This is a genomic window from Carboxydocella sp. ULO1, from assembly GCF_002049255.1.
Classification (GTDB): Bacteria; Bacillota.
Genome location: NZ_BDLQ01000031.1, coordinates 28,184 through 50,264 on the forward strand (window position 1 = coordinate 28,184; position 22,081 = coordinate 50,264).

The window sequence follows — 22,081 nt, forward strand, 5'->3', positions numbered from 1 at the left end:
GGCATAAAATTTGCTAACTCAATATTTGCCTGGAGTAATTCTATAACATAAAGTGAAGAGAAAAACTTTCTCAAAGCGAAGGAGGGAAAAAGGATGTTCCAACAACAAGGCAAAGGGATTTTGCTGGGAGCCGTGCTGATGCTGGCTTTAGTAGTTTTGTTTACCGGCGGCATGGCTTATACTGACAGCGGTGCGTTTTGCAGCAGTTGTCACGTTATGGCAGAAGCCCATAAATCCTGGCAAAACTCGTCTCACCGGGAGCTCAAATGTAATGAGTGCCACGCCCCCCATAACCTGGCGGCAAAAATCCCCTTTAAGGCAAAAAGTGGCCTCAGAGACGTCTGGGCGGTAACTTTAGGGGATGTACCGGCCCAGATTAAAGTGACACCGGAATCGAAAGCAGTTATCCAGGCTAACTGTGTTGAATGCCATCGCACTACGGTGAGCCGGACCCACGTGGAAAAACTTTCCGGCCAGGATTGTACCTTCTGTCACCGGGGTCTGCCCCACGGCAGAACGCAAAAATAGCAGAGGAGGGATACATATGTGGCAAAAGGCGAAAAAATGGTTATTAATCGGTATGTCCATTACCAGCATTTTTGCCCTGGCTGCCTGTGGTTCTAATATTAGCAGTCAGCAGGGTGGGGTTGGCTTAAGTGAGGAAGAAGCTGTAGATTCATCTTTATGGAAGGATAAATATCCCCTGCAGTATGCCAGCTATCTGAAAAACAAAGAGGGCGGGATGACAGAATTTGGTGGATCTGATAAGGTTCCCAAGGCGGATACAGAGCCGGAAATCAAGAAGCTGTTCGCTGGCTATGGCTTTTCCAAGGATTATAATGAAGACCGGGGTCATGTTTATGCCGTTGAAGATGTAACTTCCACCAAGCGCTTAAAACCCAATACCCCGGCAACCTGTATGACCTGTAAATCCACCCAGGTGCCCCTTTTCTACAAAAAACTGGGTGAAGATGGGTATTATAATACCTTGTTCAGCGATATCGCCAAACAGACTAAACATCCCATTGGCTGTTCTGATTGCCATGATCCCAAAACCAATGAACTGAGAGTTACCCGTCCTGCTTTCATCGAAGCGATGAAAAGAAGAGGTATTGATGTCACCAAGGCAACCCGCCAGGAAATGCGCAGCTACGTTTGTGGTCAATGTCACGTGGAATATTATTTTGATAAAGGGAAAGTATTAACTTTCCCCTGGGATAATGGTTTTGGTGTGGATGATATTGAAAAGTACTATGATGCCAAGCAGGGCTTCAAGGATTGGGAACATCCTGATTCCAAGGCACCCATGCGGAAGGTACAGCACCCCGAATTCGAATGGTGGATTACCGGTACCCATGGTACTGCTGGTGTAGCCTGTGCTGATTGCCATATGCCCTACATGCGGGATGCTTCCGGGGAAAAATATTCTTCCCACTGGTGGACCAGTCCTTTGAAAACTCTGGAACAGTCTTGTACCAAGTGCCATACCCAGGGCACAGACTGGCTGAAACAGAAAGTACATGATATCCAGTCCCGGACCTGGGAATTGCAAACTATTGCTTCCAAAGAAATTGCCAAGGCTCATGACCAGATCAAACTGGCTCTGGCTACTCCCGGGGCAGATCAGAATCTGATTGCCCAGGCTCAGCGCAAGGTAGTGCAGGCCCAGTGGCGCTGGGACTGGATTGCGGCGGAAAATTCCCGCGGTTTCCACAACCCTGATATGGCTCTTAACACTTTAGGTAAAGCTATCCTGATGGCCAAAGAAACCCAGGAACTGGCTCAGCAGGCGATGGCCAAAGGGCAAAAGGCACAACCGGTTAAACCGGCTCAATAAGGCAGAACTCCCGGCAAAATTTGCCGGGAGTTCTTTTTAAGTGGTAGTAAATGGCTTAAAGAACTAGTCAAAAATCATTTGCCAAATTGTTGTCGCTGACCCTGGGCTAAAAAGAATGGTACAATTTTTGCATAAGAATATACCGGGGTGAGAACGGGATGAATAAAAAACGACAACTGGCCCATTTGCTAGGGGGCGGCATCGCCATGTTTGTTCTCCTTTTTTTGACCAAAAATCAGGGTTTTTCCCTGGTTGTCCCCTCGTTTGGTGCCTCGGCTATGCTGATTTTTGCCCTGGGAAAGGGTCAGCCGGCCGAAGGGAAAACTGCTTTCTGGGGACACGTCCTGTCTGCCTTGGCCGGAGTGGCAACAGCCAAAATCCTGGGCACTACCTGGTATGCAGTAGCGATAGCGGTTTTTCTGGCTTTTCTGGTAATGCTGGTCACCGACACCTTTCACCCTCCTGGGGGTGCTACTGCCTTCCTGGCCTGTGATACAGGCCAGGGCTGGTGGTTTGTGCTCCTGCCCGTAGCCAGCGGAATAGGTATCATGCTGCTTATCCGTTATATATCCTACCGGCTCACTGAATTAATTCCTGAATCCCGGGTTGAGGTGGAGGAAGGATAACAGGTGTCCTGAAAGATGGACAGTTTTCTTTCTGATTGCACAGTAGTGGAGCAAGCAAAGTTAGCTCATTTTCCTGAAAGGTGGTTTTTCTTAGTCCAATGGAAGTCAAATTTCTCACACAAATTGGTACTGGGAGTTCTGCTACTCAGGTTAGAGAGGTTTTATTAGCTGCTGTGAAAGCGATTGTGCAGGCAGTGGGAGAGCGGGACCGTTATACCAGACATCATTCTCAGAATGTGGCTGAATATGCTAAAATCATTGCCCGTGAGCTGGATTTGCCGTCGGAACAGGTGGAGAGTATCTATCTTGCTGCCTTGTTTCACGATATAGGTAAAATTGGGGTTCCCGACCAGGTTTTAAATAAACCAGGCAAATTAGAGGAAAACGAACTGCTACTGATTAGAGAACATCCATTGATTGCTGGCCGCATTCTGGAAAGTTTCGGCGAGTTCAGGGATATTCTCCCTGCCATTACGCAACATCATGAACACTGGGATGGGAGCGGTTATCCTTTTGGTTTAATTGGGGAAGCTATTGATTTGGGTGCCAGGATAATCGCTGTTGCTGATGCTTTTGATGCCATGACCAGCGATCGAATCTATCGTTCGGGAATGCCTCAGGCCCAGGCCATTGACATTTTGAGTAAAGGAGCGGGTCAACAGTGGGACTCCCGGGTGGTGAACGCTTTTATTAACTGGTGGGAAAAAACCTATAATCCCCGGGGTCGGCACGACTGGCAAATGAAACATATACAGACTATTTATCAAAACTTTTTAAAGGATACGACTGGTGGAAAAGTATTACTCCTTGACGAAAAAGAGATCGAGCAATTTCTCAAACCTCTGCAGTGTTTTGCGGAGCTGCCCATCGAAAATGGTTTGCATTTAAGCTGGTCAAGGCAGTTATTCAGTGACTGGCTGGGGGAGCTGGGACTGGACCAGGTATATCAACAGACCTATCAACTGGTCTTCTCTGAGCTGGTTAGCAATATGCTCAAACACGCTGAGAAAGGGACAATCCAGTGGGGCCGAAATAGTGCCGGGGAAATTGTACTCATTGCCAATGACCAGGGCCAGGGTTTTGTGCTGGAAAAATTGCCGCAGAGCATCATGGTCAGCGGTTTTTCCACCAAAAAGTCCCTGGGCTGGGGACTTCCTTTTATACTGGAGCATTGCCGACAACTGGTAATTGCGAAAACGGAAAGCGGTACCTTTATTGCAATCAAACTTGGTTGTGAACAGATTGAAGACATGGGCCAGACTATTTAGGTGTCCATTTTGGTGGACTGAGTTCCATTAATAAGCACAATTTTAATATGCAAAGCCGTGCTAAACCGCCTCGGGCTGGTTGGCACGGCTTTTGCTTTGTTGTTGGCCGCAAACAACAGCGTTTGCATACCTTTGTGAAGGGAGGGAACAAAGTGGAAAAAATGTGGCGTACTGCAACAAATCTGATGGTTTTTCTCACCTTACTGGCAGTTGCCACCATTGGCCTGATGGGCAAATACTGGCTAATCGGTGATAGCCGCGGAGTTTTCATCTATGGTGGCATCTTTTTTATGATTTCCGGTATTGCTCTCTATGTCTGGAAAAGTACAGTATTTCCCAATGAGGAGGTAGAATGGCGTGACTAAACAACAGGACATGTCCAGGCGCAAGTTTTTAACCCTCCTGGGGGGTATACCGCTGGCTGGTATTGTAGTATCATCCACCTCAGTCTTTACCCAGTATCTGTATCCCCCTGAATCCCTGCGGACTCCACCCAAGCCAATGGAGGTGGCAGCTGAAGGGGAGTTAAAGGTAGGGGAGCTGAAGGAATTTGAATACAATGATGCTCCGGCGGTACTGGTGCAGGTGAAAGAAGGGGAATACAAGGCCTTTTATCGCAAATGCACTCACCTGGGCTGTGTAGTGATTTTTAACCAGGAGCAAAAAGTTTTTGATTGCCCCTGCCATGGCGGCAAATTCGATTTGAACGGCAATGTGCTGGCCGGGCCACCGCCGGCTCCCCTGACCCAGCTGGCAGTTAAAGTCGATGGTGGCAAGATTATCGTCAGTGAGAGGAGTGCGTAACCGATGAAAGCCTGGTTGATCGAACGTTTTGGCACCGGCTGGCTGGAAACCTGGAAGGAGATCAAGGAACATCCGGTTCCGCCTCATGCCTTGAATCCCATCTATTGTCTGGGTGGCTTAACCTTTCTCTCTTTTTTGATCCAGGCTGTGACCGGAATCATTCTAGCTCTTTATTATCGGCCCACACCGGAAGAGGCCTATGCTAGTATTCAGTTCATTATGGAGCAGGTTTCCTTTGGGGCCATGATTCGTTCTGTTCATCACTATGCGGCTAATATCATGGTTTTGCTGGTCATGTTGCATATGCTGCGGGTCTTCTATACCGGTTCCTTTAAAAAACCGCGGGAACTGAACTGGGTAGTAGGGGTATTGCTCTATCTGCTCACTCTCGCCTTCGGTTTTACCGGCTATCTGTTGCCCTGGGACCAGGTAGCTTACTGGGCTTCAGTGGTTGGCACCGAAATCATGGGTGGAGTACCGGTAATTGGTAAATACCTGATGATTTTGGCTCGTGGTGGATTGAAAGTTACTGAATTCACCCTCACCCGTTTCTATGTCGCCCATGTCATTATCCTGCCCTTGCTGGCTATCCTCCTGATGGGTTTGCACTTCCTGATGGTAAGGCTGCAGGGTATATCGGAAGAACTGTAAGGGGGATGGAAAATGGCAAATAGCAAATACAAAAAAGGCACTATTCCCTTTATACCAAACCATTTGCTGACTGAAGTTGCGGTTGCCCTCTTTTTTATCGGTATCATCCTCTTTTTATCCGGGCTTATTCCCCGGGAACTGGGCGAGCCGGCCAACAAGCTGGCTACCCCGGAACATATCAAGCCGGAATGGTATTATCTCTGGATGTTTGAAATGTTAAAACTGATCCCCTCCAAGATTTTAGGACTACTGGCTTCCGGGGCGGTATTCGTAGTTCTAGCTCTGATCCCCTGGTTGGATAAGAGCCCTTATCGCCGGCCCAGCCAGCGGCCAGTGGCTTCAGCAGTAATGGGCCTGGCAGTAGTAGCAGTCATTATCTTGACCATTATGGCCTGGTAAGAGAAAAAAAGGAGGCGAGGCCCATGCTGGATAAAGCCTGGGCGCTGATTGGCGGGGCTCTCGGTTATGGCGTTTTACGCATGCTGAAAGATAAAAACGGGCTGGTGCGTCCGCCGGGAGCCCTGGAGGAAACAGCATTTCTGGCTACTTGTGTACGTTGTGGGCAATGTGCCACCGCCTGTCCCTATCAAGCGATTAAGATTGCCGGTCCAGGCAGTGGTTTTGGAGTTGGCACTCCCTATCTTGCTGTCAGGGAAAATCCCTGTCGCCTCTGTGCTAATTTTCCTTGCATCAAGGCTTGCCCTAGTGGAGCTTTAAAGCCGGTCAAGGAACGGAAAGCAGTACGCATGGGAGTAGCTCGCTTAAACCGTAAAACCTGTTTATCCTGGCAGGGGATGCGCTGTGAAATCTGCTATCGCAATTGTCCTTTCCTGGATGAAGCAATTTACCTGGATTTGCAGCCCAACAGGAAAACCGGCTATCATACCATTTTTCAAGTTTGGGTCAATGAAGAAAAATGTACCGGCTGTGGAATCTGTGAACACTCCTGTCCGGTGGAACAAGCGGCAATTGTCGTTGACCCGGAGGGGCGGTGAACAAGATGAGGAAATGGACCTGGTTACGGCGGCTGGTGCAGGTACTGGTGATCGGATTACTACTAAGTCAGTTATTTGGTTTCAAATTTTTCAGCGGTGACATCAATGCTTCCAACCTGCTGGGTATTCCCCTGACCGACCCCCTGACAGCGCTGCAGTATCTTTTACTGGGCCAGCTGGCAGGAAAAATCTTGCTGGGAGCACTGTTGATTACAGCCTTCTACTGGCTACTGGGGGGTAAGACTTTTTGTAGCTGGGTTTGTCCGGTGAATACCGCAGGAGAACTGCTGGATAAGTTGCGCCACTGGCTGGGGCTGCCGGAGCGAAAACTTGACCATGGCTTAAAATACCTGGTGCTGGGGCTGGTGTTGCTTTTAACCCCCATCCTGGGCTATCCGGCCTTTGCTCCCTTTAATCCAGTGGGTCAAACCAGTATGGCCCTGGCCTTTGGTCTGGCAGGAGCACTGGTGCCCCTGTTGCTGGTGCTTGCTTTTGAGTTACTGCTTTACCGGCGGGGCTGGTGTCGTAGTCTCTGTCCCATTGGAGCCTTTTATGCCTTGCTGGGGCGACTGAGTCCCTTCGTAGTCACCTACCGGCAGGACCAGTGTGTGAATTGCCGGGCCTGTGCCCGGGCCTGTCCCATGGGAGCTGATACTTTAAACGGCCCTCTGGTGCAGAAGGAAGCGCTGGTTACTGACTGGGACTGTACCCGTTGCGGCAGTTGTATTGATGTCTGTCCGCAACAAGCTCTGCAATATGGCTGGAAACTGAAGCGAAAGGGGAGAAAAGACCAATGAATTTATCCCGTCGGGATTTTATCAAATCTATCGCTGCTGCTACGGCAATGGCAGCTGCCGGTTGTTCAGCACAAAAGCCGGGAGAAAAGGTGGGCCTGGATAAAGGCACGGTAGAAGTGGATGAATGGCGTAAAGCCACTTGCCGCTTCTGTGGTACCGGTTGCGGCATTATGGTCGGGATCAAGGATGGCAAGGTTGTAGCTAACAAGGGAGACAAGGAGTCACCGGTTAACAAAGGGCTGAACTGCGTAAAAGGCTATTTTGTCCGCAAGATTTTGTATGCTGAAGACCGGCTGAAAAAGCCCTTGATCCGCAAAAACGGCAAGCTGGTGGAGGCCAGCTGGGAGGAGGCCCTGGATCTGGTGGCCCGGAAGTTCAAGGAAGCCATTGATCAGTACGGTCCAGACTCCGTAGGGATGCTGGCTTCCGGACAGATGTATGTCTGGGAAGGATATGCGGCAGTCAAACTGTTTAAAGCTGGTATCGGCACTAACAATATTGACCCCAATGCCCGTTTCTGTATGGCCAGCGCTGTTGCCGGTTTCATGACCACCTTTGGCAAGGATGAGCCCATGGGCTGCTATGAGGATATTGAACATGCCAATGTCTTTATCACCTGGGGCAACAATATGGCGGAAATGCATCCTGTGCTTTTCTCCCGGGTAACCGCGCGCAAGCTGGCTGACAAAAGCGTGATAATGATCGATATCGCGACCCGCCGTACCAGGACTACCGAGATTGCTGATGAATATCTGCAATTTGTTCCCGGTACTGACCTGGCGGTAATGAACGGGATCGCTAATGTAATTATCAATGAAAAACTTTATGATGAAGAATTTGTCAGCAAGCATTGTGTCTTCAAACGGGGTAAAGAAAATATCGGCTATGGTCTGGAAGACGGGGCTAAATTCAAGGATGAGCCGCAGCCCATGACATTTGATGAGTACAAGGCTTATGTGGCCAAATATACTCCTGAGTATGTCCAGCAATTAAGCGGCGTTCCGGCAGACAAAATTCGCTGGCTGGCTCATCTCTTTGCCGACAAGAGCAAACGCATTATGTCTTTCTGGACCATGGGCTTTAACCAGCATGTACGGGGTACCTGGGCCAACAACCTGGTCTATAACCTCCACCTGCTGACCGGACAAATCTGTAAACCGGGAGCCACCCCATTCTCCCTGACCGGCCAGCCCAGTGCCTGCGGTACAGCCCGGGAAGTCGGTACTTTTGCCCATCGCCTTCCGGCCGACATGGTGGTGGAAAATCCCGAACACCGGGCCATTGCTGCGAAAATCTGGAATGTGCCAATGGAAAAGATTCCGGCCCAGGTGGGTTTCCATGCTACGGAAATGCTGCGGGCAGTGGACTATGGCAAGATTAAGGTGCTGTGGGTGATGTGCAATAACCCCCTGGCTGCCGCTCCCAAAGCCGGTCGCTGGCGCAAGGCCTTTGAAGAAAACAAGGCGTTCCTGGTAGTATCTGATGTTTATCCCAACCAGACCACCAAATTTGCCGATGTCGTGTTGCCGGCAGCCATGTGGGTAGAGAAGGAAGGTATGTACGGCAATGCCGAGCGACGGACCCAGCATCTGGCCAAGTGTACTTTGCCTCCTGGCGAAGCTAGGGACGATCTGTGGCAAATCATCCAGATCGCCAAACGGCTGGGCTTTGGTGACCTCTTCAACTATCCCGGGGTGGACAAATATGATGGCGCTCATCCGGAAGGGGAAAGCGAGTTGAAAAAAGCCCTCTGGGAAGAATATCGCCAGTTTACCATCGGCAAGGGCAAGGACCTGGCTCCTTATGAAGAGTATGTCAAGCACCGGGGCCTGCTCTGGCCGGTAGTGGACGGCAAAGAAACCAAACGGCGCTATGTGGAAGGGGAAGATCCCTATGTCAAGCCCGGGGAAGGCATTAAATTCTATGGTAACCACAAGGAAGGGGACCGGGCTGTTATCTGGGCCCGTCCTTATGAGCCCCCGGCAGAAGTGCCCGATGCCGAATATCCCTTCTGGCTCTGTACCGGCCGGGTGCTGGAGCACTGGCATACCGGTACCATGACCCGTCGGGTTCCGGAATTGAAAAAAGCGGTGCCCAATGCCTATGTGGAAATCAACCCGGCGGATGCGGAGCGGCTGGGTATAAAGAATGGCGATCTGGTCAAGTTGACAACCAGGCGCGGTTCCATTACCGCTCCCGCTATGATTGACGGGCGGGGCAAGCCGCCGAAAGGCTCTGTCTTCGTACCTTTCTTTGATGAGGAAATTCTTATTAACCTTCTAACTCTGGATGCTTTCTGTCCTATCTCCAAACAGCCTGACTATAAAAAATGTGCGGTGAAGGTGGAAAAAGCATGATCAACCGCCGGCAATTTTTCAGCTCCCTGGGTTTGAAAACTCTGGACTGGGCCAGACAAGCTCTGGTCCAGCTCCTCAGCCAGGAAGACCTGTGGTTGCGGCCTCCAGGTGCCTTACCGGAAGAAGCCTTTTTGTTAGCCTGCACCCGCTGTGGACAGTGTGTCAATGCCTGTCCCCGGGGGTGTTTGCGCCAGCTGGGGCCTGAAGCAGGGACAGCTGTGGGCACACCGATCCTGGCATTTATAGCTGGCAAGGCCTGTAATCTCTGCGGACAATGTGCAGCCAGCTGTCAAAACGGAGCCCTGGCTTCGAACCAGGTGGGAAAAACCCTGATAGCCAGGCTGGATGCGGAAAGATGTTTGGCCTGGCAGGGAGCAATGTGCCGTGTGTGTTATGAGAGTTGTCCTAAGTTGGGAAAAGCATTGATTTTAACAGATTTTCAATACCCCACGGTAATTCAGGAGGAATGTGACGGATGCGGGTGCTGTCAACTGGCCTGCATTCAGTCCGATCCGGCAATAGCCATAAGGAGGCGAGAAGATGGCCAGCAATAAATACTTGCTACCAATGATCTTTACCATACTGGTTACTATCCTGTTCGGCGCTACCTTCGCTCTCAGCTGGGAACCTTTTATCGCCGGCCCGCCGCCGGCGAAAGTAAATCCGCCCACTATCCCCCATACCCTGCAGGGACGGGAAGGGAAATGCATACTCTGTCATAAAGATGCCGCCGGGGTTAAAATCCCCCGCACTCCCCATCCCGACCGGGCGAACTGTCTCCAGTGCCATGTCCCCAATTAAATAAAGGTGGTGGACGCGATGGTGATTTCCGGATTGTACATTCAAGTTAAGGAAGAGATGATGGAAGAGGTGGCAAAGCAGCTGGCTGCTCTGCCCGGGGTAGAGGTGCATGGCTGCTTTCCGCCGGGAAAAATTATTATTGTCCTGGAAAGCAAAAATGAAGATGATGCCCATGAAATGGTAAGCCAGACTATTGTCAACATTCCCGGTGTCCTGGGGGCTTATCTGGCCTATTGTAATTTTGAAGAACTGGTGAGCTGAAAGAGGGCTCCTGCCCTCTTTCAGCTTGGAGAGGAGGTTAGAAGATGATTACCTGCAAATGCGGTTATCAGCACCATGACACAAGCAAAATCATCAACAAACGCGATTTGCATGGCCGCCTGCGCCCTGAGTGTGCTATCTGCGGGCGACGGATTATCATCCGTTCCGTTTCGCCGCGGGAGTACAAAGACTTGCTCAGCCGGAATAGAGCCAGTTAACAGGGACCCCTTGGAGCAAAGGGGTCCCTTGCTTTTGCTTCCGTTTAAGGGTAGAATGAAAACAAAACAGGGGGAAGGTGGAACAGGACGATGCAGGTTAATGGGATTATTCTGGCTGGTGGCCGCAGCAGTCGTATGGGAAGAAACAAGGCGCTCCTGCCTCTCCAGGGGAAAGTTTTTCTGGAACGCATCCGGCAGGCGATGTTGCCAGTAGTGAAAGATATTATTCTGGTCAGCAATGAACCGGAGTGTTATCCTGACTGGCAGGGCCTCCTGGTGACGGATATCATACCACGGCGAGGGCCTTTAAGTGGCATCCATGCCGGGTTAACTGTTTCAGACTGCCACTATAACCTGGTGGTGGCCTGTGATATGCCTTTTGTCAGCACGGAGCATTTGATGCGGTTGCGCAAGGAAGCAGAGGGATATGATGTGGTGGTGCCGCAACATGGTGATTATTTGCAGCCCCTGTTTGCTGTTTATAGTCGCAATTGTATTGCCGCCATTGAAGACTGTCTTCTGCGGGATATCCGGAAAATTATTGCCTTTTACCCCCAGGTTAGGGTCAAGTTCTTGCCGGTGGAACGCCTGGGCGACCCGGCGGAAATGGAGCAGGTCTTTTTCAATGTCAATACTCCTGCCGACTGGCAGCAGGCCCGGCAGCTGGCAGGAGAGATAGAGGAGGAAAAGCGGCATGAGTGAACGTTACTCTGTACATACTACTATCCGCTGGCAAAAACATGAACGGACAGAACTGGAGGATCCAATAATCAGGGAATCACCTCTGACCATTTACCTGAATGGCAAGGAGATGGTTTCCCTGCTCTGCACGCCCGAATATCAGGAGGATCTGGCTCTTGGCTTTCTAACGGCAGAAGGGCTGCTGGAAAACCCTGATGATCTGCTATCTGTTCGTCTGGATGAGGAACAGGGAGCAGTCTGGGTAGAAACCCTGCGCACTCCCATGATTGCAGAACAGCTTTTCCTGAAACGGTTTATCACCACCGGCTGTGGCAAGGGAACCACCTTTTACAATGTTATGGATCACAGCCTGGCCCGGCAGGAGCGTATACCCCTGCAGGTCAAGGCTGAGGATCTGGTAGAGCTGATGCGGGAAGTGCAGCAAAAATCCGAGCTTTATCGCCTGACCGGCGGTGTACACAGTGCGGCTCTCTGTCAGGGCCGGGAAATTTTGCTTTTCCGTGAAGATGTGGGCCGGCACAATGCGGCTGACAAAATTATGGGCTATTGTTTCCGCCACCGCATTCCTATGGAGGATAAAGTCCTCCTGACCAGTGGCCGCATTTCCTCGGAAATCCTGCTGAAAGCGGCCAAAATGGGAATCGGGGCCATTGTCTCCCGCTCAGCACCTACTGACCTGGCCCTGCAGCTGGCAGAAGAACTGGGTATAACGGTGATCGGATTTGTGCGCGGCAGCCGCATGAATATCTATACCAATGCAGAGCAGGTGATAGAATGAAAATACCGGTTCTGGCCTTTGTCGGTACTTCCAATTCCGGCAAAACTACATTGTTAACCAAGATAGTTTCCCTTCTCAGCCAGCAGGGTTACCGGGTGGCAGTGGTTAAGCATCATCACCATCGTCCCCAGCTGGACCAGCCTGGGAAAGATACTTACCGCTACGCCGAGGCCGGGGCTCAGGTGGTGGTCAGTGCTTCCCCGGAAATGACGGCTTTTCTGGAATACCGGCCGGAACCGCCCCTGGCAGCCATTCTGGAGAGGATAACAGATGTGGATATTATCCTGCTGGAAGGGTTTAAATGGGAACCGGTGCCCAAGGTGGAAGTTATCCGCCGGGAGATAAGACAACATCTCATCTGTCAGCCTCAGGAATTAAAAGCAGTAGTGGGAGATATCATTTTTCCTGAACTGGATATACCTCAGTTTGATATCAATGATACGGAAGGAGTGGCTCGGTGGCTGGTCGCCAGTTATCTAACCGCCAGTTAACAGTTTTGCTGGTCAGTGGAGTTATTTTGCTTGCTGCCATCTGGCTCTGGCCCTGGTTAAAAAACTTGACGGCGGCCCGTCTGGCCGCTACCGTCCTGGGTTGGGGCTGGGCGGGCAGGGTAGTAGTTTTTTTGCTGGCTTTATTACAGGGCTCGTTGCCTGTCATCCCCTTTTTTCTGCTCGCTTCCGGAGCCGGGCTGGCTTATGGATTCTGGCAGGGAGCTTTTCTGGTATGGAGCGGGGCCGTCCTGGGTTGCCTTTTGCCCTTTTATCTGGCGCGCTTCCTGGGTTACCAGTGGGCCCAGACCTATCTTGACAAAAAGGGCTGGCACTTTCAGGCCAGACCAGCTTTTGGCTTCATGGCTGTTCTAACCGGCCGCCTGTTTCCCGTGGTACCTTCCTCGGTTATAAACATTCTGGCCGGTCTCAGCCCTCTTTCCGTCCCGGTGTTTCTGTCAGCCACCGCCCTGGGTAAATTGCCCTGGACCTTGATGTATGCTGGTCTGGGGCGACTGCTGACTAAAGGAGAGCTGCCTCTCGGTTATATCCTGATAGTTGTCAGCTTTTTGCTTATCGGCTTTACTCTTGTCTACCTGAAGTATCAAAAAAACCGCTTACTCCGGGAAAAACCGGAATAAGCGGTTTTTTTACTTGACGATCAGCACCGGACAGGGAGCCAGGTGGGCTACTTTACTGCTGATACTGCCCATAAACAGGCCTTTGACTGCTCCCAGCCCCCGGCTGCCCACTACAATCATATCATAGCCTTCATATTCTGCCACCTTGCAGATAACGGTAGCCGGGTGACCATATTTGCTCAGGGTTTGTACTTCAAAGCCATCAATGCGGAAGAAATCCCGGGCCCGGGCCAGCACGGTTTCAGCATTGATGCGAGCCTGTTCCTCGAAGACAGCGGGGCTGATTTCCCCGGCCTGATGGGCCAGAACATTGTTGGGAATATCAATAACATAGAGAACTGTTATTGCCAGGCTATCATTGAGCCGCAATAAATCCTTGACGGCTTTCAGGGCTTTATCAGAGTGGCGCGACCCGTCCACTGCCACCAGGATTTTTTTCATAGGCTATCCCTCCGCTTCAGCTTATTAATATTATCTTAGCCGCTCAGGGAGAAAATTACAAGCGGGAAAGCAATTGTATGAATATTTGATAAATTACGGCGATTGGCCGCTATCTTTATTGTAATCTTTGACAGGTTGTGGTATAATGTTGCCAGCAATTTAACATGCTATTACTGTCCTTTGGATAGGAGGTGATTATGTGCTAAAAGGTGTGCTCACAGCAGTTCACGTACTATTGTCCCTGGCTTTGATCGCCACTGTTCTTCTCCAGTCGGGCCGCAGTGCCGGTTTATCTGGAGCTATCGCCGGTGGGGCCGAGTCCATTCTGGGGAAGAAAAAGGGATTGGATGAACTACTGCACAAGCTAACCACCTTTGTAGCCATCGGTTTCATGGTGACTTCACTGGTTCTGGTTATCTTGTCCAAGTAGAAAAATCCCAAGGAACATAGGGACGAGGAGGGCGAGTGCAGGTGTCTTTACTCAATTCTGTGTGGGCTATCGTAGCAGGTTTGCTCGGTTTGGCTTTTGCCGGTTATCTGGCAGCCAGTGTTCTGAAAGAACCCCAGGGAACCGAGCGCATGAAAGAACTGTCCCAGGCTATTTTTGAAGGGGCAATGGCCTATCTCAACCGGCAGTACAAAACCCTGATTCCTTTTGCGGCTGTTATCTTCCTGGCCTTATTCTTTACTCGTGGGCAATCCTATGCTGTCTCCTTCCTGGTAGGGGCAGTCTTTTCCGCTCTGGCCGGTTATGCCGGTATGACCATTGCTACCAAATCCAATGCCCGGACTACCCAGGCCTGTATCGAAGGGCTGGACAAAGGGCTGAGCGTGGCTTTCCGCGGTGGCGCGGTGATGGGGATGTCCGTTGCCGGTCTGGGGCTGTTTGGTGTGTCCATTCTCTATTATTTTTATGGTGATCCGGAACTGATTGACCCCTTTGCCTTTGGGGCCAGTGCGATCGCTCTGTTTGCCCGGGTCGGTGGTGGTATCTACACCAAGGCAGCTGACGTGGGGGCTGACCTGGTGGGTAAAGTAGAAGCCGGGATTCCGGAGGATGACCCGCGCAACCCGGCGGTTATCGCTGACAACGTTGGTGACAACGTAGGGGACACCGCCGGTATGGGTGCAGACCTCTACGAGTCCTATGCAGCGACTACTATTGCTGCCATGTTGATCGGGGCTACTTCCATGGAAGGCGAGCTGAAAATCGCCGGCGTTATCTTCCCGCTGCTGGTGGGTGCAGCTGGTTTGATCGCTTCCATCATCGCCAGCTTCTTTGTCAAGATGGGCCCCGATGGCAACCCGCAGGCTGCCTTGAATAAAGGTTTGTGGGGTACCAATATCATCACCGGTATTGCTACCTGGTTCCTGGCCAGCTCACCGGAATTCTTCGGCAAGTTCACCGAGAAATCCGATACCTTCCCCCTGGGAATGCCTCTGGGTATCTTCCTGGCGGTAGTAGCGGGTCTGGTGGTCAATGTTGCTATCGGTTATATCACTGAATACTACACCTCCTATCAAAAGGCTCCGGCCAGGGAAATTGCAGAATCCTCCCAGACCGGCCCGGCTACTAATATCATCAGCGGTCTGGCTGTAGGTCTTAAGAGTACCATGTTGCCCATTTTGGTCATCGTAGCGGCGACCTTTATTGCCCATAACCTGGCTGGCATCTATGGTATCGCTATGGCAGCTATGGGCATGCTCTGTACAGCCGGCATGGTGGTAGCCATCGACTCCTTTGGTCCGGTGGCGGACAATGCCGGTGGTATTGCGGAAATGGCGGAACTGGGTCCGGAAGTGCGGAAGAAAACCGACAAGCTGGATGCTGTTGGGAACACCACTGCTGCTGTGGCCAAGGGTTTTGCTATCGGTTCGGCGGCTCTGACCGCCCTGGCGCTGTTCAATGCCTTTGCTGAAAAGGTAATATCTGCCGGCAAGATTCAGGGCGAATTTGCACTGAACTTGCTGGAGCCCACTATCGTTATCGGTCTCTTTATCGGTGCAGCTGTACCTTTCCTCTTCTGCGCCCTGGCCATGAAGGCTGTGGGCACTGCCGCCTTTGAAATGATCGGGGAAGTGCGGCGGCAGTTCCGGGAAATTCCCGGCCTGATGGAAGGTAAAGCCAAGCCCGATTATGCTCGCTGCGTGGATATCAGTACCAAGGCTGCGATTAAGCAAATGATCGCTCCTGGCCTGCTGGCTGTGGTCAGTCCCCTGGTTGTTGGCTTTATCCTGGGAGCCAAGGCTCTGGGTGGTTTCCTGGCTGGAACGACTGTGGCCGGGGTGTTGCTGGCCATCTTTATGGCTAACTCCGGTGGCGCCTGGGACAATGCCAAGAAATACATCGAGACCGGACAGTATGGTGGTAAGGGTTCTGATGCCCATAAAGCCGCTGTTATCGGGGACACTGTCGGTGACCCCTTCAAGGACACTGCAGGTCCTTCCTTGAACGCTTTGATCAAGGTTACCGGTACTATCTCCTTGATCATTGCGCCTTTCCTGAATCTGTAATCCGGTCGAAGTTATTAAAGAGGCATTTTGCTTGCTTGTTAAGCAGGCAAAATGCCTCTTTTTAGTGGTCTTAAAGCACCATTAAAAACCTCGGAATTTTAAAGTGCTATGGGCTTAAAGGGTACCTTAAGCAGTGTCTCATAACAAAGCGATGGTTTAAAAGGGAAGTCTTTTAAGAGTTCCTCAAGGACTTCCTTCATCAATTATTACCTGGACCTTATGGCTGTTGTTTCCCCCTCGTATTTTGTCTTATACAAAGGACAAAGATTCTTACTGGAAGAAGTCCAAAAACCTATTCGTCAAAAAAGTCCTTTAAAAGAAAACGCGGGCATTGTGACCTCAATTCACAAGCCCGCTACCAACCATCCGTGGCGACAACCAATAGTCGCTAATAAGAAGATACCAAAACGAGCTTGATTTGTCCATAAGTATTTAAAATATCCTTTCACCCCTTGATTCTCTGTGCACCTGGGCCGTGAATGGAATCAAGGGTGAGCGAAGCGAAGGCCCTTGGGCCTTTACCCTTGATGAAATGAACGGCCCAGGTAAAATTCAAGAACAGGGTGAAAGGATTAGTATATAATCAAAAAGTGACAAAATCACTGACGCGTTACTATGACATTTTCACTGACGGTTGACATTGTTTCAGCCAATTTTTGTGATTATCTTGTGATAATGTCACCTTGTAGAGTATTTTGATAAAATGTCACTATGAAAAACGAGGTGCGTTATCTAATGACACAAGAACAACTAAATAGGTACAAGGTAATTTCTTCTGTAATTGATGGGAAATTATCAATCAGTGAAGCAGCTATGAGCTTAGGTCTAAGTGAACGCCAGATTAAGCGCCTTAAAAAAGGAGTGATGGAACAAGGGCCGGCGTTCCTTATCCATAAAAATACAGGTCGTAAGCCGCAGCATGCACTCACTGACGAGCTTAAAAGCAAGATTATCTCATTGAAACAATCCGATAAGTACAAGAACGACAATTTCAAGCACTTTATGGAGCTTCTGGAGGAGCACGAGGGAATAGCCATAAGTTATTCCTGTCTCCACACTATTTTGATCAAAGCAGGCATTAACAGTCCTAAGAAACGAAGGAGATTTAAACCTCATCGCCGCAGAAAGAGAAAGCCTCAGGAAGGCCTCCTTATACAAATGAATGCCACTCCTTTTGAATGGTTTGGCACTAATGAAAAGTTTGCTCTCCATGGTGCAATTGACGATGCTACCGGGAAAATAGTAGGACTCTACCTGGCCAAGAATGAATGCTTGCAAGGATATTTTGAGGTAACCTGGCAAATCGTTAACAAGCACGGTATTCCAGCAAGTATCTATGCAGACAGACACTCAATTTTTCTCTCCTAAAACGCTTCAAAGCTTACGATTGAGGATCAATTGCAAGGCAAAGTTGTTAACGACACCCAGTTTGGCAGAGCTATGAAAGAACTAGGTATAACCCTTATTCCAGCACGTTCACCCCAGGCCAAAGGTAGAGTAGAGCGACTATGGGAAACTCTTCAAAGCAGGCTCCCTGTTGAATTCAAAATAGCCGGTATTACCACTATTGATTCAGCCAATGAGTTCCTATCTCAATATATAGAGAAATTTAACAGTCAGTTTGCGGTGAAAGCTTTAGAGCCCGAAACTGCTTATAGGGCGCTTGACCAAAACATTGATATTGGCCATATACTATGTGTTAAACAAAAAAGAACCATCGATAATGGGGGCGTATTTTCTTTCTATAACAGGCACTTTAAGGTTATCTATAAAGAAACCAATCCTATTCCGCCACGTACGAAGATAGATGTATTAATAAGTCCGGTTTTTGGCGTAAAAGTGCAATACAAAAACACTGTATTTGAAACGATCCCCTATGTTAAGCCGCAAAAGACTCAAAAACCAAAAACTGAAGCTACTGAGAGAAAGCCCTATATACCTCCAGATACGCATTACTTTAAGTATGGACACAATTTGGTTAAAAGACTTACCTACGAAGACAGTGACAGGGATATTTTAAAAATGCTTGAAGAGATATTTCTCCGAAAGTATGCTTAGCTTTGCCTGGATCTAATTTTTAGGAACCTTAACCGGGCTTGATTTGCCAAAAGTTATGAAGTGAGGTTAAGTCAAGGGCGGGCGAAGCCCGTTCACTTTACCCTTGACTTAACCGAACGTAATAACTACAATTGCCAAAGCCAGGTTAGGTTCTTAGCAGGGGGTGACATTTTGTGACGATAATTAACCCTATTTTGGGGTGACATTTTCACAAGTTATTGACATTGTTTCAGCCAATTTTTCACGAAAAAATTTTTCAGCTTATTAATAACGCAGGTGTTGACAAATACGTTAAAAAACTGACAGCACTTAAGCTATTCTATCTTCTGGCCTATGCCCAGTTAGAACAATTAAAAGGTTTGCGGGATATTAGCAATAGCTTAAATAACGATCTTTAAAGTATAAGCATTGATCTTGACTCTATAAGTCATTCTCAGATATCCCGCAGGCTGAACGCATTGCCAGTAAGCATTTTTAAAACAATCTTTCAAGATCTTACATGGCAAATTGGAGAGAAAGTTGGTTTCCAGAAAATCCGTAATTCATTGGGACGTATTTATCTAATTGATGTCTCAGTTATTAGCTTGTGTCTAAGCCGTTATCGCTGGGCAGAATTCCGTAAAGAGATAGGCGGTATAAAACTTCATCTCAGGCTTAATTTGTTTGGGCAAGGGGTCCTGCCGGATTGCGCAACAATTACCACAGCAAAACATAGTGATAAGACAGAAATGGACAATCTGGTAGTTGAAGAAGGATGCAATTAATATTTTTGACCGCGGTTATGTTGATTACAAGAAATTCGGTCACTACTGTGAAAAAGGAATAGGTTTCGTAACTCGTCTCAAATCAAATGCTGTGGTGTATGTGCAAAAAGAATTGCCACTTTCGCCGGAAAGCGAAATTAGCAGGGATTACATAGCTATCCTGGGCTGGGGTTCATCAAGAATGAAGCACCCTGTACGTCTGATTGAAACAACGGATACAGAAGGGAATCAAATTACAATTGTAACGAATGTCTTTGAAAAGACTGCCGAAGAAATCGGGCAGTTATATCGCTACCGCTGGCAGATTGAAATTTTCTTCAAGTGGCTCAAGCAACACCTGCACGTCAAACATTTATATGGTCTTAGTCAGCAGGCAGTAGAAAATCAGTTATATATCGCATTGGCAACATACTGTTTATTGAAGATGATCCAAATAAGGACAGGGTGTGAAGGCCCACTGCTGACTGTAAAAAGGCTTGTTTGCGCCTGTCTTTATGAGCCCTACGAGGTATTTAGGAAAAAACTAAGTAAACAGAAGAAGCGAACGTCCAAAGGACGACGAAGACTAAATTACGAAGTAATATATGAGTTAACAGTAAGGTAAGTAATGGACGGAGAAACAGACCTTCTGAATAACCTGAGTTATGACCTAATTGTGTTGTAAAAGAAAATGGCTGACAAAATGTGGAATAGAGCTACCCTTATTACCACTAGCCGTTTTAGCCAAAGAACAGGAGATTTGAATTATATATAATTACATAAATGGTATATATACCATAATGTTTGATGACCAGAACGTAGTTGACTACCATTCATGAAATTAATGCAACGATACTGAAGGTATTTTGGAATGTTTTAATGGGTCTTTAGGGAACTTTAAAATAATCAGTAGCACTAGAATGAATATGTAATATTTTGTCACATTTTGTCACATATATTTACAATTTAACCAAATCATTGTATAATATCCATAACCTGAATCCGTGAAATAGTTATAAATATCTTTCTATAATGTTTAGTATAACCATCATTACCTTTACGACACTAGGAAACACCTTCCTTTTTGGTGCTGAAATTATCGAAATGGTGAAACGTCTATATCATCCATAGGAACAAATTTATGGAATTAAACGGTGCTAACAGATACAGCAATTTTTTAATCATAAGGGCGGAACATTCCGGAATAAAGCCATTCCACAGGTCTTCTGCTATATCCAAAATTTGGGTTATGTAGGGCTCGATGGATATTTGTTTATTTTTGCTGAAATTTTACGAGGTTCTCCGGGGTGAAATTTGATTAAAAAAATATTCTACCATGTCTTAATTAAACTTTCTTTTTCGCCTTTTCTGCCTTGGAAAACGCATTATAAATCATGGATTCAGGTATAAGTTATTAAAAAAGTCATATATTTTCTGGGGGAGGTAAAATACATTTATTAAAGTAACAAAATGTAATGGAAAAATTGCAAAGTTTATGAGGGAGGAATGTAAGTGATAGTTTTTATTGAACCTGTAAATAAAAAGATAGATACGTATACATCTGCACCACCGTTAGCGATATTGGAACTTGCCTCTTGGGTCAAAGATAGACTTGGTGTTGAGGTTAGAGTGGTGGACGTGCCTGTTGACTACGGATTTCCTGTCACCAGTGAGGGTAAAGAAATTGTTTTCTCAAAACTCATAGAGGATTTGAAGGTATGGTCTCCTATGGCAGTAGGAATATCTTGTACAGGAGTAGTATTAATGGAAAATACAAGGGACATGCTCCGGAGAATTAGGCAGGAATTTCCTGATTTATTTCTTTTTGCTGGCGGATATATGCCTACTCTTCATTACCGTGAGTTACTTTATGACTGGCCGGTAGATTTAATTGTAGTTGGTGAAGGAGAAGAGGCTTGTACCCAAATTGTACAGTGCCTTATGGCAGGGGAAGATCCCCGTAAAAAATCAAATGTAAATTTAGCGTGGCGGGAAGGAGATAAAATTGTTGAGACAAAAAGGGCACCTTTTTTTGATTTAAATATCAAGCCCTATATTGATTTATCTTTGCTAAGACATCCTGAAGCTTATTCATTGCTGAGCTATATTTCGAGCCGAGGATGTAGTTATAAGTGCTCATATTGTGTGGAAGAATACATAAGGCCGCACCGTAGATTATTAAAACCTGACTATGTAAGAGAAGAAATAAGGAGACTCAAAGAAATAAGTGGAAAGAATACACTTTTTCTGTTTGATCCTCTTTTTGGAGGGACAGATCGGGAGGTATTTGAGTTTTCTTCTATTTTCCGGGAATTGGGCCTTAAATTTATCTTTGAAACTAGAAGTGACGTGTTAAAGGCGTCTTATGTACCGATGTTAAAGGAAAACGGAGCTATAGGGTTTGCGCTAGGGTTTGAATCGGCCAGTTTTGATACTTTGAGGAGAATGAATAAAGTAAAAAATAAGCATCACTACGATTATTACATAAATAACACCCGCAAACTTTTCTTAGAAGCAACTAAAAATGATTTACCCATATTCCTCAGCATGATGATGGGCTATCCTGGTGACACTGAGGAAGACTTAGAGATTACACGTAAATTCATTTGGGAACTGAATGAAGAGGCCAAGGCACTCGGAAACCCCGGAGGTTATATTTTTCTAACTTATGACGTAAGGATACCACCCAATACTAAGTTCTATGATCAAGTAAAAGCAATGCCCCCAGAAGAGGGTGTAACATTTGAAGATGAAGGGATCTACGGCTATAACCAAATTGTATCTGCTTCACCAGGACTTCACAGGGATCAGATACGAAAATATGCACAAGAGATATTTTCTTACAGTAAATACACCAAAACCTGTAAGGAGACTTTATTTAAAATGGCCCCCTTCATGCGTATTCCACCTCAAGGGGTTGCCAGGCTTCGGGAACTAGATGACTGGTATTTCTATCCTGGGACTAATCGTCAGGTATTTAACATACAAGAAATTATCCGCAGGTATTCCAATTTTAAAACATTGGTTAACAAGATTCATGAAGAGAGTCGAGCACAATTTATATATGATAGTAAAGACAGACAATTGTATACTTAATGGAG

Annotated in this window: 25 protein-coding genes and 1 pseudogene; 25 read left to right on the forward strand and 1 reads right to left on the reverse strand. The window is 47.8% G+C overall.

What is annotated here, in order from left to right; all coding sequences use genetic code 11:
* Window positions 1–93: 93 nt before the first annotated feature.
* The 19 genes from ULO1_RS06140 (at window position 94) to ULO1_RS06225 (ending at window position 13,224) form a co-directional block, all read left to right on the forward strand.
* A complete protein-coding gene (locus ULO1_RS06140; RefSeq protein WP_078665896.1) occupies window positions 94–528 on the forward strand; it encodes a NapC/NirT family cytochrome c in 435 nt (144 codons plus the stop codon).
* A gap of 16 nt (window positions 529–544) precedes the next feature.
* Window positions 545–1,837 (forward strand): ammonia-forming cytochrome c nitrite reductase subunit c552, encoded by a 1,293-nt coding sequence (locus ULO1_RS06145; protein WP_079933176.1) that lies wholly within the window; start codon window positions 545–547, stop codon window positions 1,835–1,837.
* Window positions 1,838–1,995: 158 nt separating this feature from the next.
* Entirely contained in the window at window positions 1,996–2,463 is a 468-nt protein-coding gene (locus ULO1_RS06150; protein ID WP_079933177.1) for an HPP family protein, read from the forward strand.
* 98 nt (window positions 2,464–2,561) lie between these two features.
* On the forward strand, window positions 2,562–3,731 hold the full coding sequence (locus ULO1_RS06155) for an HD domain-containing phosphohydrolase (RefSeq protein ID WP_079933178.1): 1,170 nt from the start codon (window positions 2,562–2,564) through the stop codon (window positions 3,729–3,731).
* A 152-nt stretch (window positions 3,732–3,883) separates the two neighbouring features.
* Window positions 3,884–4,096, forward strand: coding sequence for a hypothetical protein (locus tag ULO1_RS06160; RefSeq protein ID WP_078665900.1), 213 nt, complete (start codon window positions 3,884–3,886; stop codon window positions 4,094–4,096).
* Window positions 4,089–4,535, forward strand: coding sequence for a ubiquinol-cytochrome c reductase iron-sulfur subunit (locus ULO1_RS06165; RefSeq protein WP_079933179.1), 447 nt, complete (start codon window positions 4,089–4,091; stop codon window positions 4,533–4,535). Before ULO1_RS06160 ends, ULO1_RS06165 begins: the two co-directional genes overlap by 8 nt.
* 3 nt (window positions 4,536–4,538) lie before the next feature.
* Window positions 4,539–5,186, forward strand: a complete 648-nt coding sequence (locus tag ULO1_RS06170; protein WP_079906356.1) for a cytochrome b N-terminal domain-containing protein — start codon at window positions 4,539–4,541, stop codon at window positions 5,184–5,186.
* A gap of 12 nt (window positions 5,187–5,198) precedes the next feature.
* Complete coding sequence (locus ULO1_RS06175) at window positions 5,199–5,585, forward strand: cytochrome b subunit of the bc complex (protein ID WP_078665903.1); 387 nt, start codon at window positions 5,199–5,201, stop codon at window positions 5,583–5,585.
* A gap of 23 nt (window positions 5,586–5,608) precedes the next feature.
* Window positions 5,609–6,181, forward strand: a complete 573-nt coding sequence (locus ULO1_RS06180; RefSeq protein ID WP_078665904.1) for a 4Fe-4S dicluster domain-containing protein — start codon at window positions 5,609–5,611, stop codon at window positions 6,179–6,181.
* Window positions 6,182–6,186: 5 nt separating this feature from the next.
* A complete protein-coding gene (locus ULO1_RS06185) occupies window positions 6,187–6,978 on the forward strand; it encodes a NapH/MauN family ferredoxin-type protein (RefSeq protein WP_079933180.1) in 792 nt (263 codons plus the stop codon).
* Window positions 6,975–9,335, forward strand: coding sequence for a molybdopterin-dependent oxidoreductase (locus tag ULO1_RS06190; protein ID WP_079933181.1), 2,361 nt, complete (start codon window positions 6,975–6,977; stop codon window positions 9,333–9,335). The genes ULO1_RS06185 and ULO1_RS06190 overlap by 4 nt, the downstream gene beginning before the upstream one ends.
* Entirely contained in the window at window positions 9,332–9,889 is a 558-nt protein-coding gene (locus ULO1_RS06195; RefSeq protein WP_159446534.1) for a 4Fe-4S binding protein, read from the forward strand. Before ULO1_RS06190 ends, ULO1_RS06195 begins: the two co-directional genes overlap by 4 nt.
* Window positions 9,876–10,136: a hypothetical protein gene (locus ULO1_RS06200; protein ID WP_078665908.1), complete on the forward strand. Its 261-nt coding sequence runs from the start codon at window positions 9,876–9,878 to the stop codon at window positions 10,134–10,136. Before ULO1_RS06195 ends, ULO1_RS06200 begins: the two co-directional genes overlap by 14 nt.
* 18 nt (window positions 10,137–10,154) lie before the next feature.
* Window positions 10,155–10,397, forward strand: coding sequence for a chaperone NapD (locus tag ULO1_RS06205; protein WP_078665909.1), 243 nt, complete (start codon window positions 10,155–10,157; stop codon window positions 10,395–10,397).
* 44 nt (window positions 10,398–10,441) lie between these two features.
* A complete protein-coding gene (locus ULO1_RS14710; RefSeq protein WP_159071806.1) occupies window positions 10,442–10,615 on the forward strand; it encodes a hypothetical protein in 174 nt (57 codons plus the stop codon).
* A 90-nt stretch (window positions 10,616–10,705) separates the two neighbouring features.
* Window positions 10,706–11,317, forward strand: a complete 612-nt coding sequence (locus tag ULO1_RS06210) for a molybdenum cofactor guanylyltransferase (protein WP_079933182.1) — start codon at window positions 10,706–10,708, stop codon at window positions 11,315–11,317.
* A complete protein-coding gene (fdhD, locus tag ULO1_RS06215; RefSeq protein WP_078665911.1) occupies window positions 11,310–12,095 on the forward strand; it encodes a formate dehydrogenase accessory sulfurtransferase FdhD in 786 nt (261 codons plus the stop codon). The genes ULO1_RS06210 and fdhD overlap by 8 nt, the downstream gene beginning before the upstream one ends.
* Entirely contained in the window at window positions 12,092–12,586 is a 495-nt protein-coding gene (gene mobB / locus ULO1_RS06220; RefSeq protein ID WP_078665912.1) for a molybdopterin-guanine dinucleotide biosynthesis protein B, read from the forward strand. The genes fdhD and mobB overlap by 4 nt, the downstream gene beginning before the upstream one ends.
* Complete coding sequence (locus ULO1_RS06225) at window positions 12,553–13,224, forward strand: TVP38/TMEM64 family protein (RefSeq protein WP_078665913.1); 672 nt, start codon at window positions 12,553–12,555, stop codon at window positions 13,222–13,224. The genes mobB and ULO1_RS06225 overlap by 34 nt, the downstream gene beginning before the upstream one ends.
* Before the next feature lie 9 nt (window positions 13,225–13,233).
* Here ULO1_RS06225 and ULO1_RS06230 read toward each other — a convergent pair whose 3' ends face one another.
* Window positions 13,234–13,665 carry a universal stress protein gene (locus ULO1_RS06230; protein ID WP_078665914.1) on the reverse strand — a complete coding sequence of 144 codons (432 nt, stop codon included), beginning with the start codon at window positions 13,663–13,665 and terminating at the stop codon, window positions 13,234–13,236.
* A 199-nt stretch (window positions 13,666–13,864) separates the two neighbouring features.
* Between ULO1_RS06230 and secG the strand changes: the two genes are divergently transcribed.
* The 6 genes and pseudogenes from secG (at window position 13,865) to ULO1_RS06255 (ending at window position 22,076) form a co-directional block, all read left to right on the forward strand.
* Window positions 13,865–14,095, forward strand: coding sequence for a preprotein translocase subunit SecG (secG, locus tag ULO1_RS06235; protein WP_078665915.1), 231 nt, complete (start codon window positions 13,865–13,867; stop codon window positions 14,093–14,095).
* A 41-nt stretch (window positions 14,096–14,136) separates the two neighbouring features.
* Window positions 14,137–16,179, forward strand: coding sequence for a sodium-translocating pyrophosphatase (locus ULO1_RS06240; protein ID WP_107752991.1), 2,043 nt, complete (start codon window positions 14,137–14,139; stop codon window positions 16,177–16,179).
* Window positions 16,180–16,914: 735 nt separating this feature from the next.
* On the forward strand, window positions 16,915–17,547 hold the full coding sequence (locus ULO1_RS15130) for a helix-turn-helix domain-containing protein (protein WP_242947904.1): 633 nt from the start codon (window positions 16,915–16,917) through the stop codon (window positions 17,545–17,547).
* Between the two features lie 30 nt (window positions 17,548–17,577).
* On the forward strand, window positions 17,578–18,237 hold the full coding sequence (locus tag ULO1_RS15135) for a hypothetical protein (protein WP_242947905.1): 660 nt from the start codon (window positions 17,578–17,580) through the stop codon (window positions 18,235–18,237).
* A 218-nt stretch (window positions 18,238–18,455) separates the two neighbouring features.
* Window positions 18,456–19,605 (forward strand): annotated as a pseudogene (locus ULO1_RS06250) (IS4 family transposase).
* An 887-nt stretch (window positions 19,606–20,492) separates the two neighbouring features.
* A complete protein-coding gene (locus ULO1_RS06255) occupies window positions 20,493–22,076 on the forward strand; it encodes a B12-binding domain-containing radical SAM protein (RefSeq protein ID WP_079933183.1) in 1,584 nt (527 codons plus the stop codon).
* Window positions 22,077–22,081: the final 5 nt, after the last annotated feature.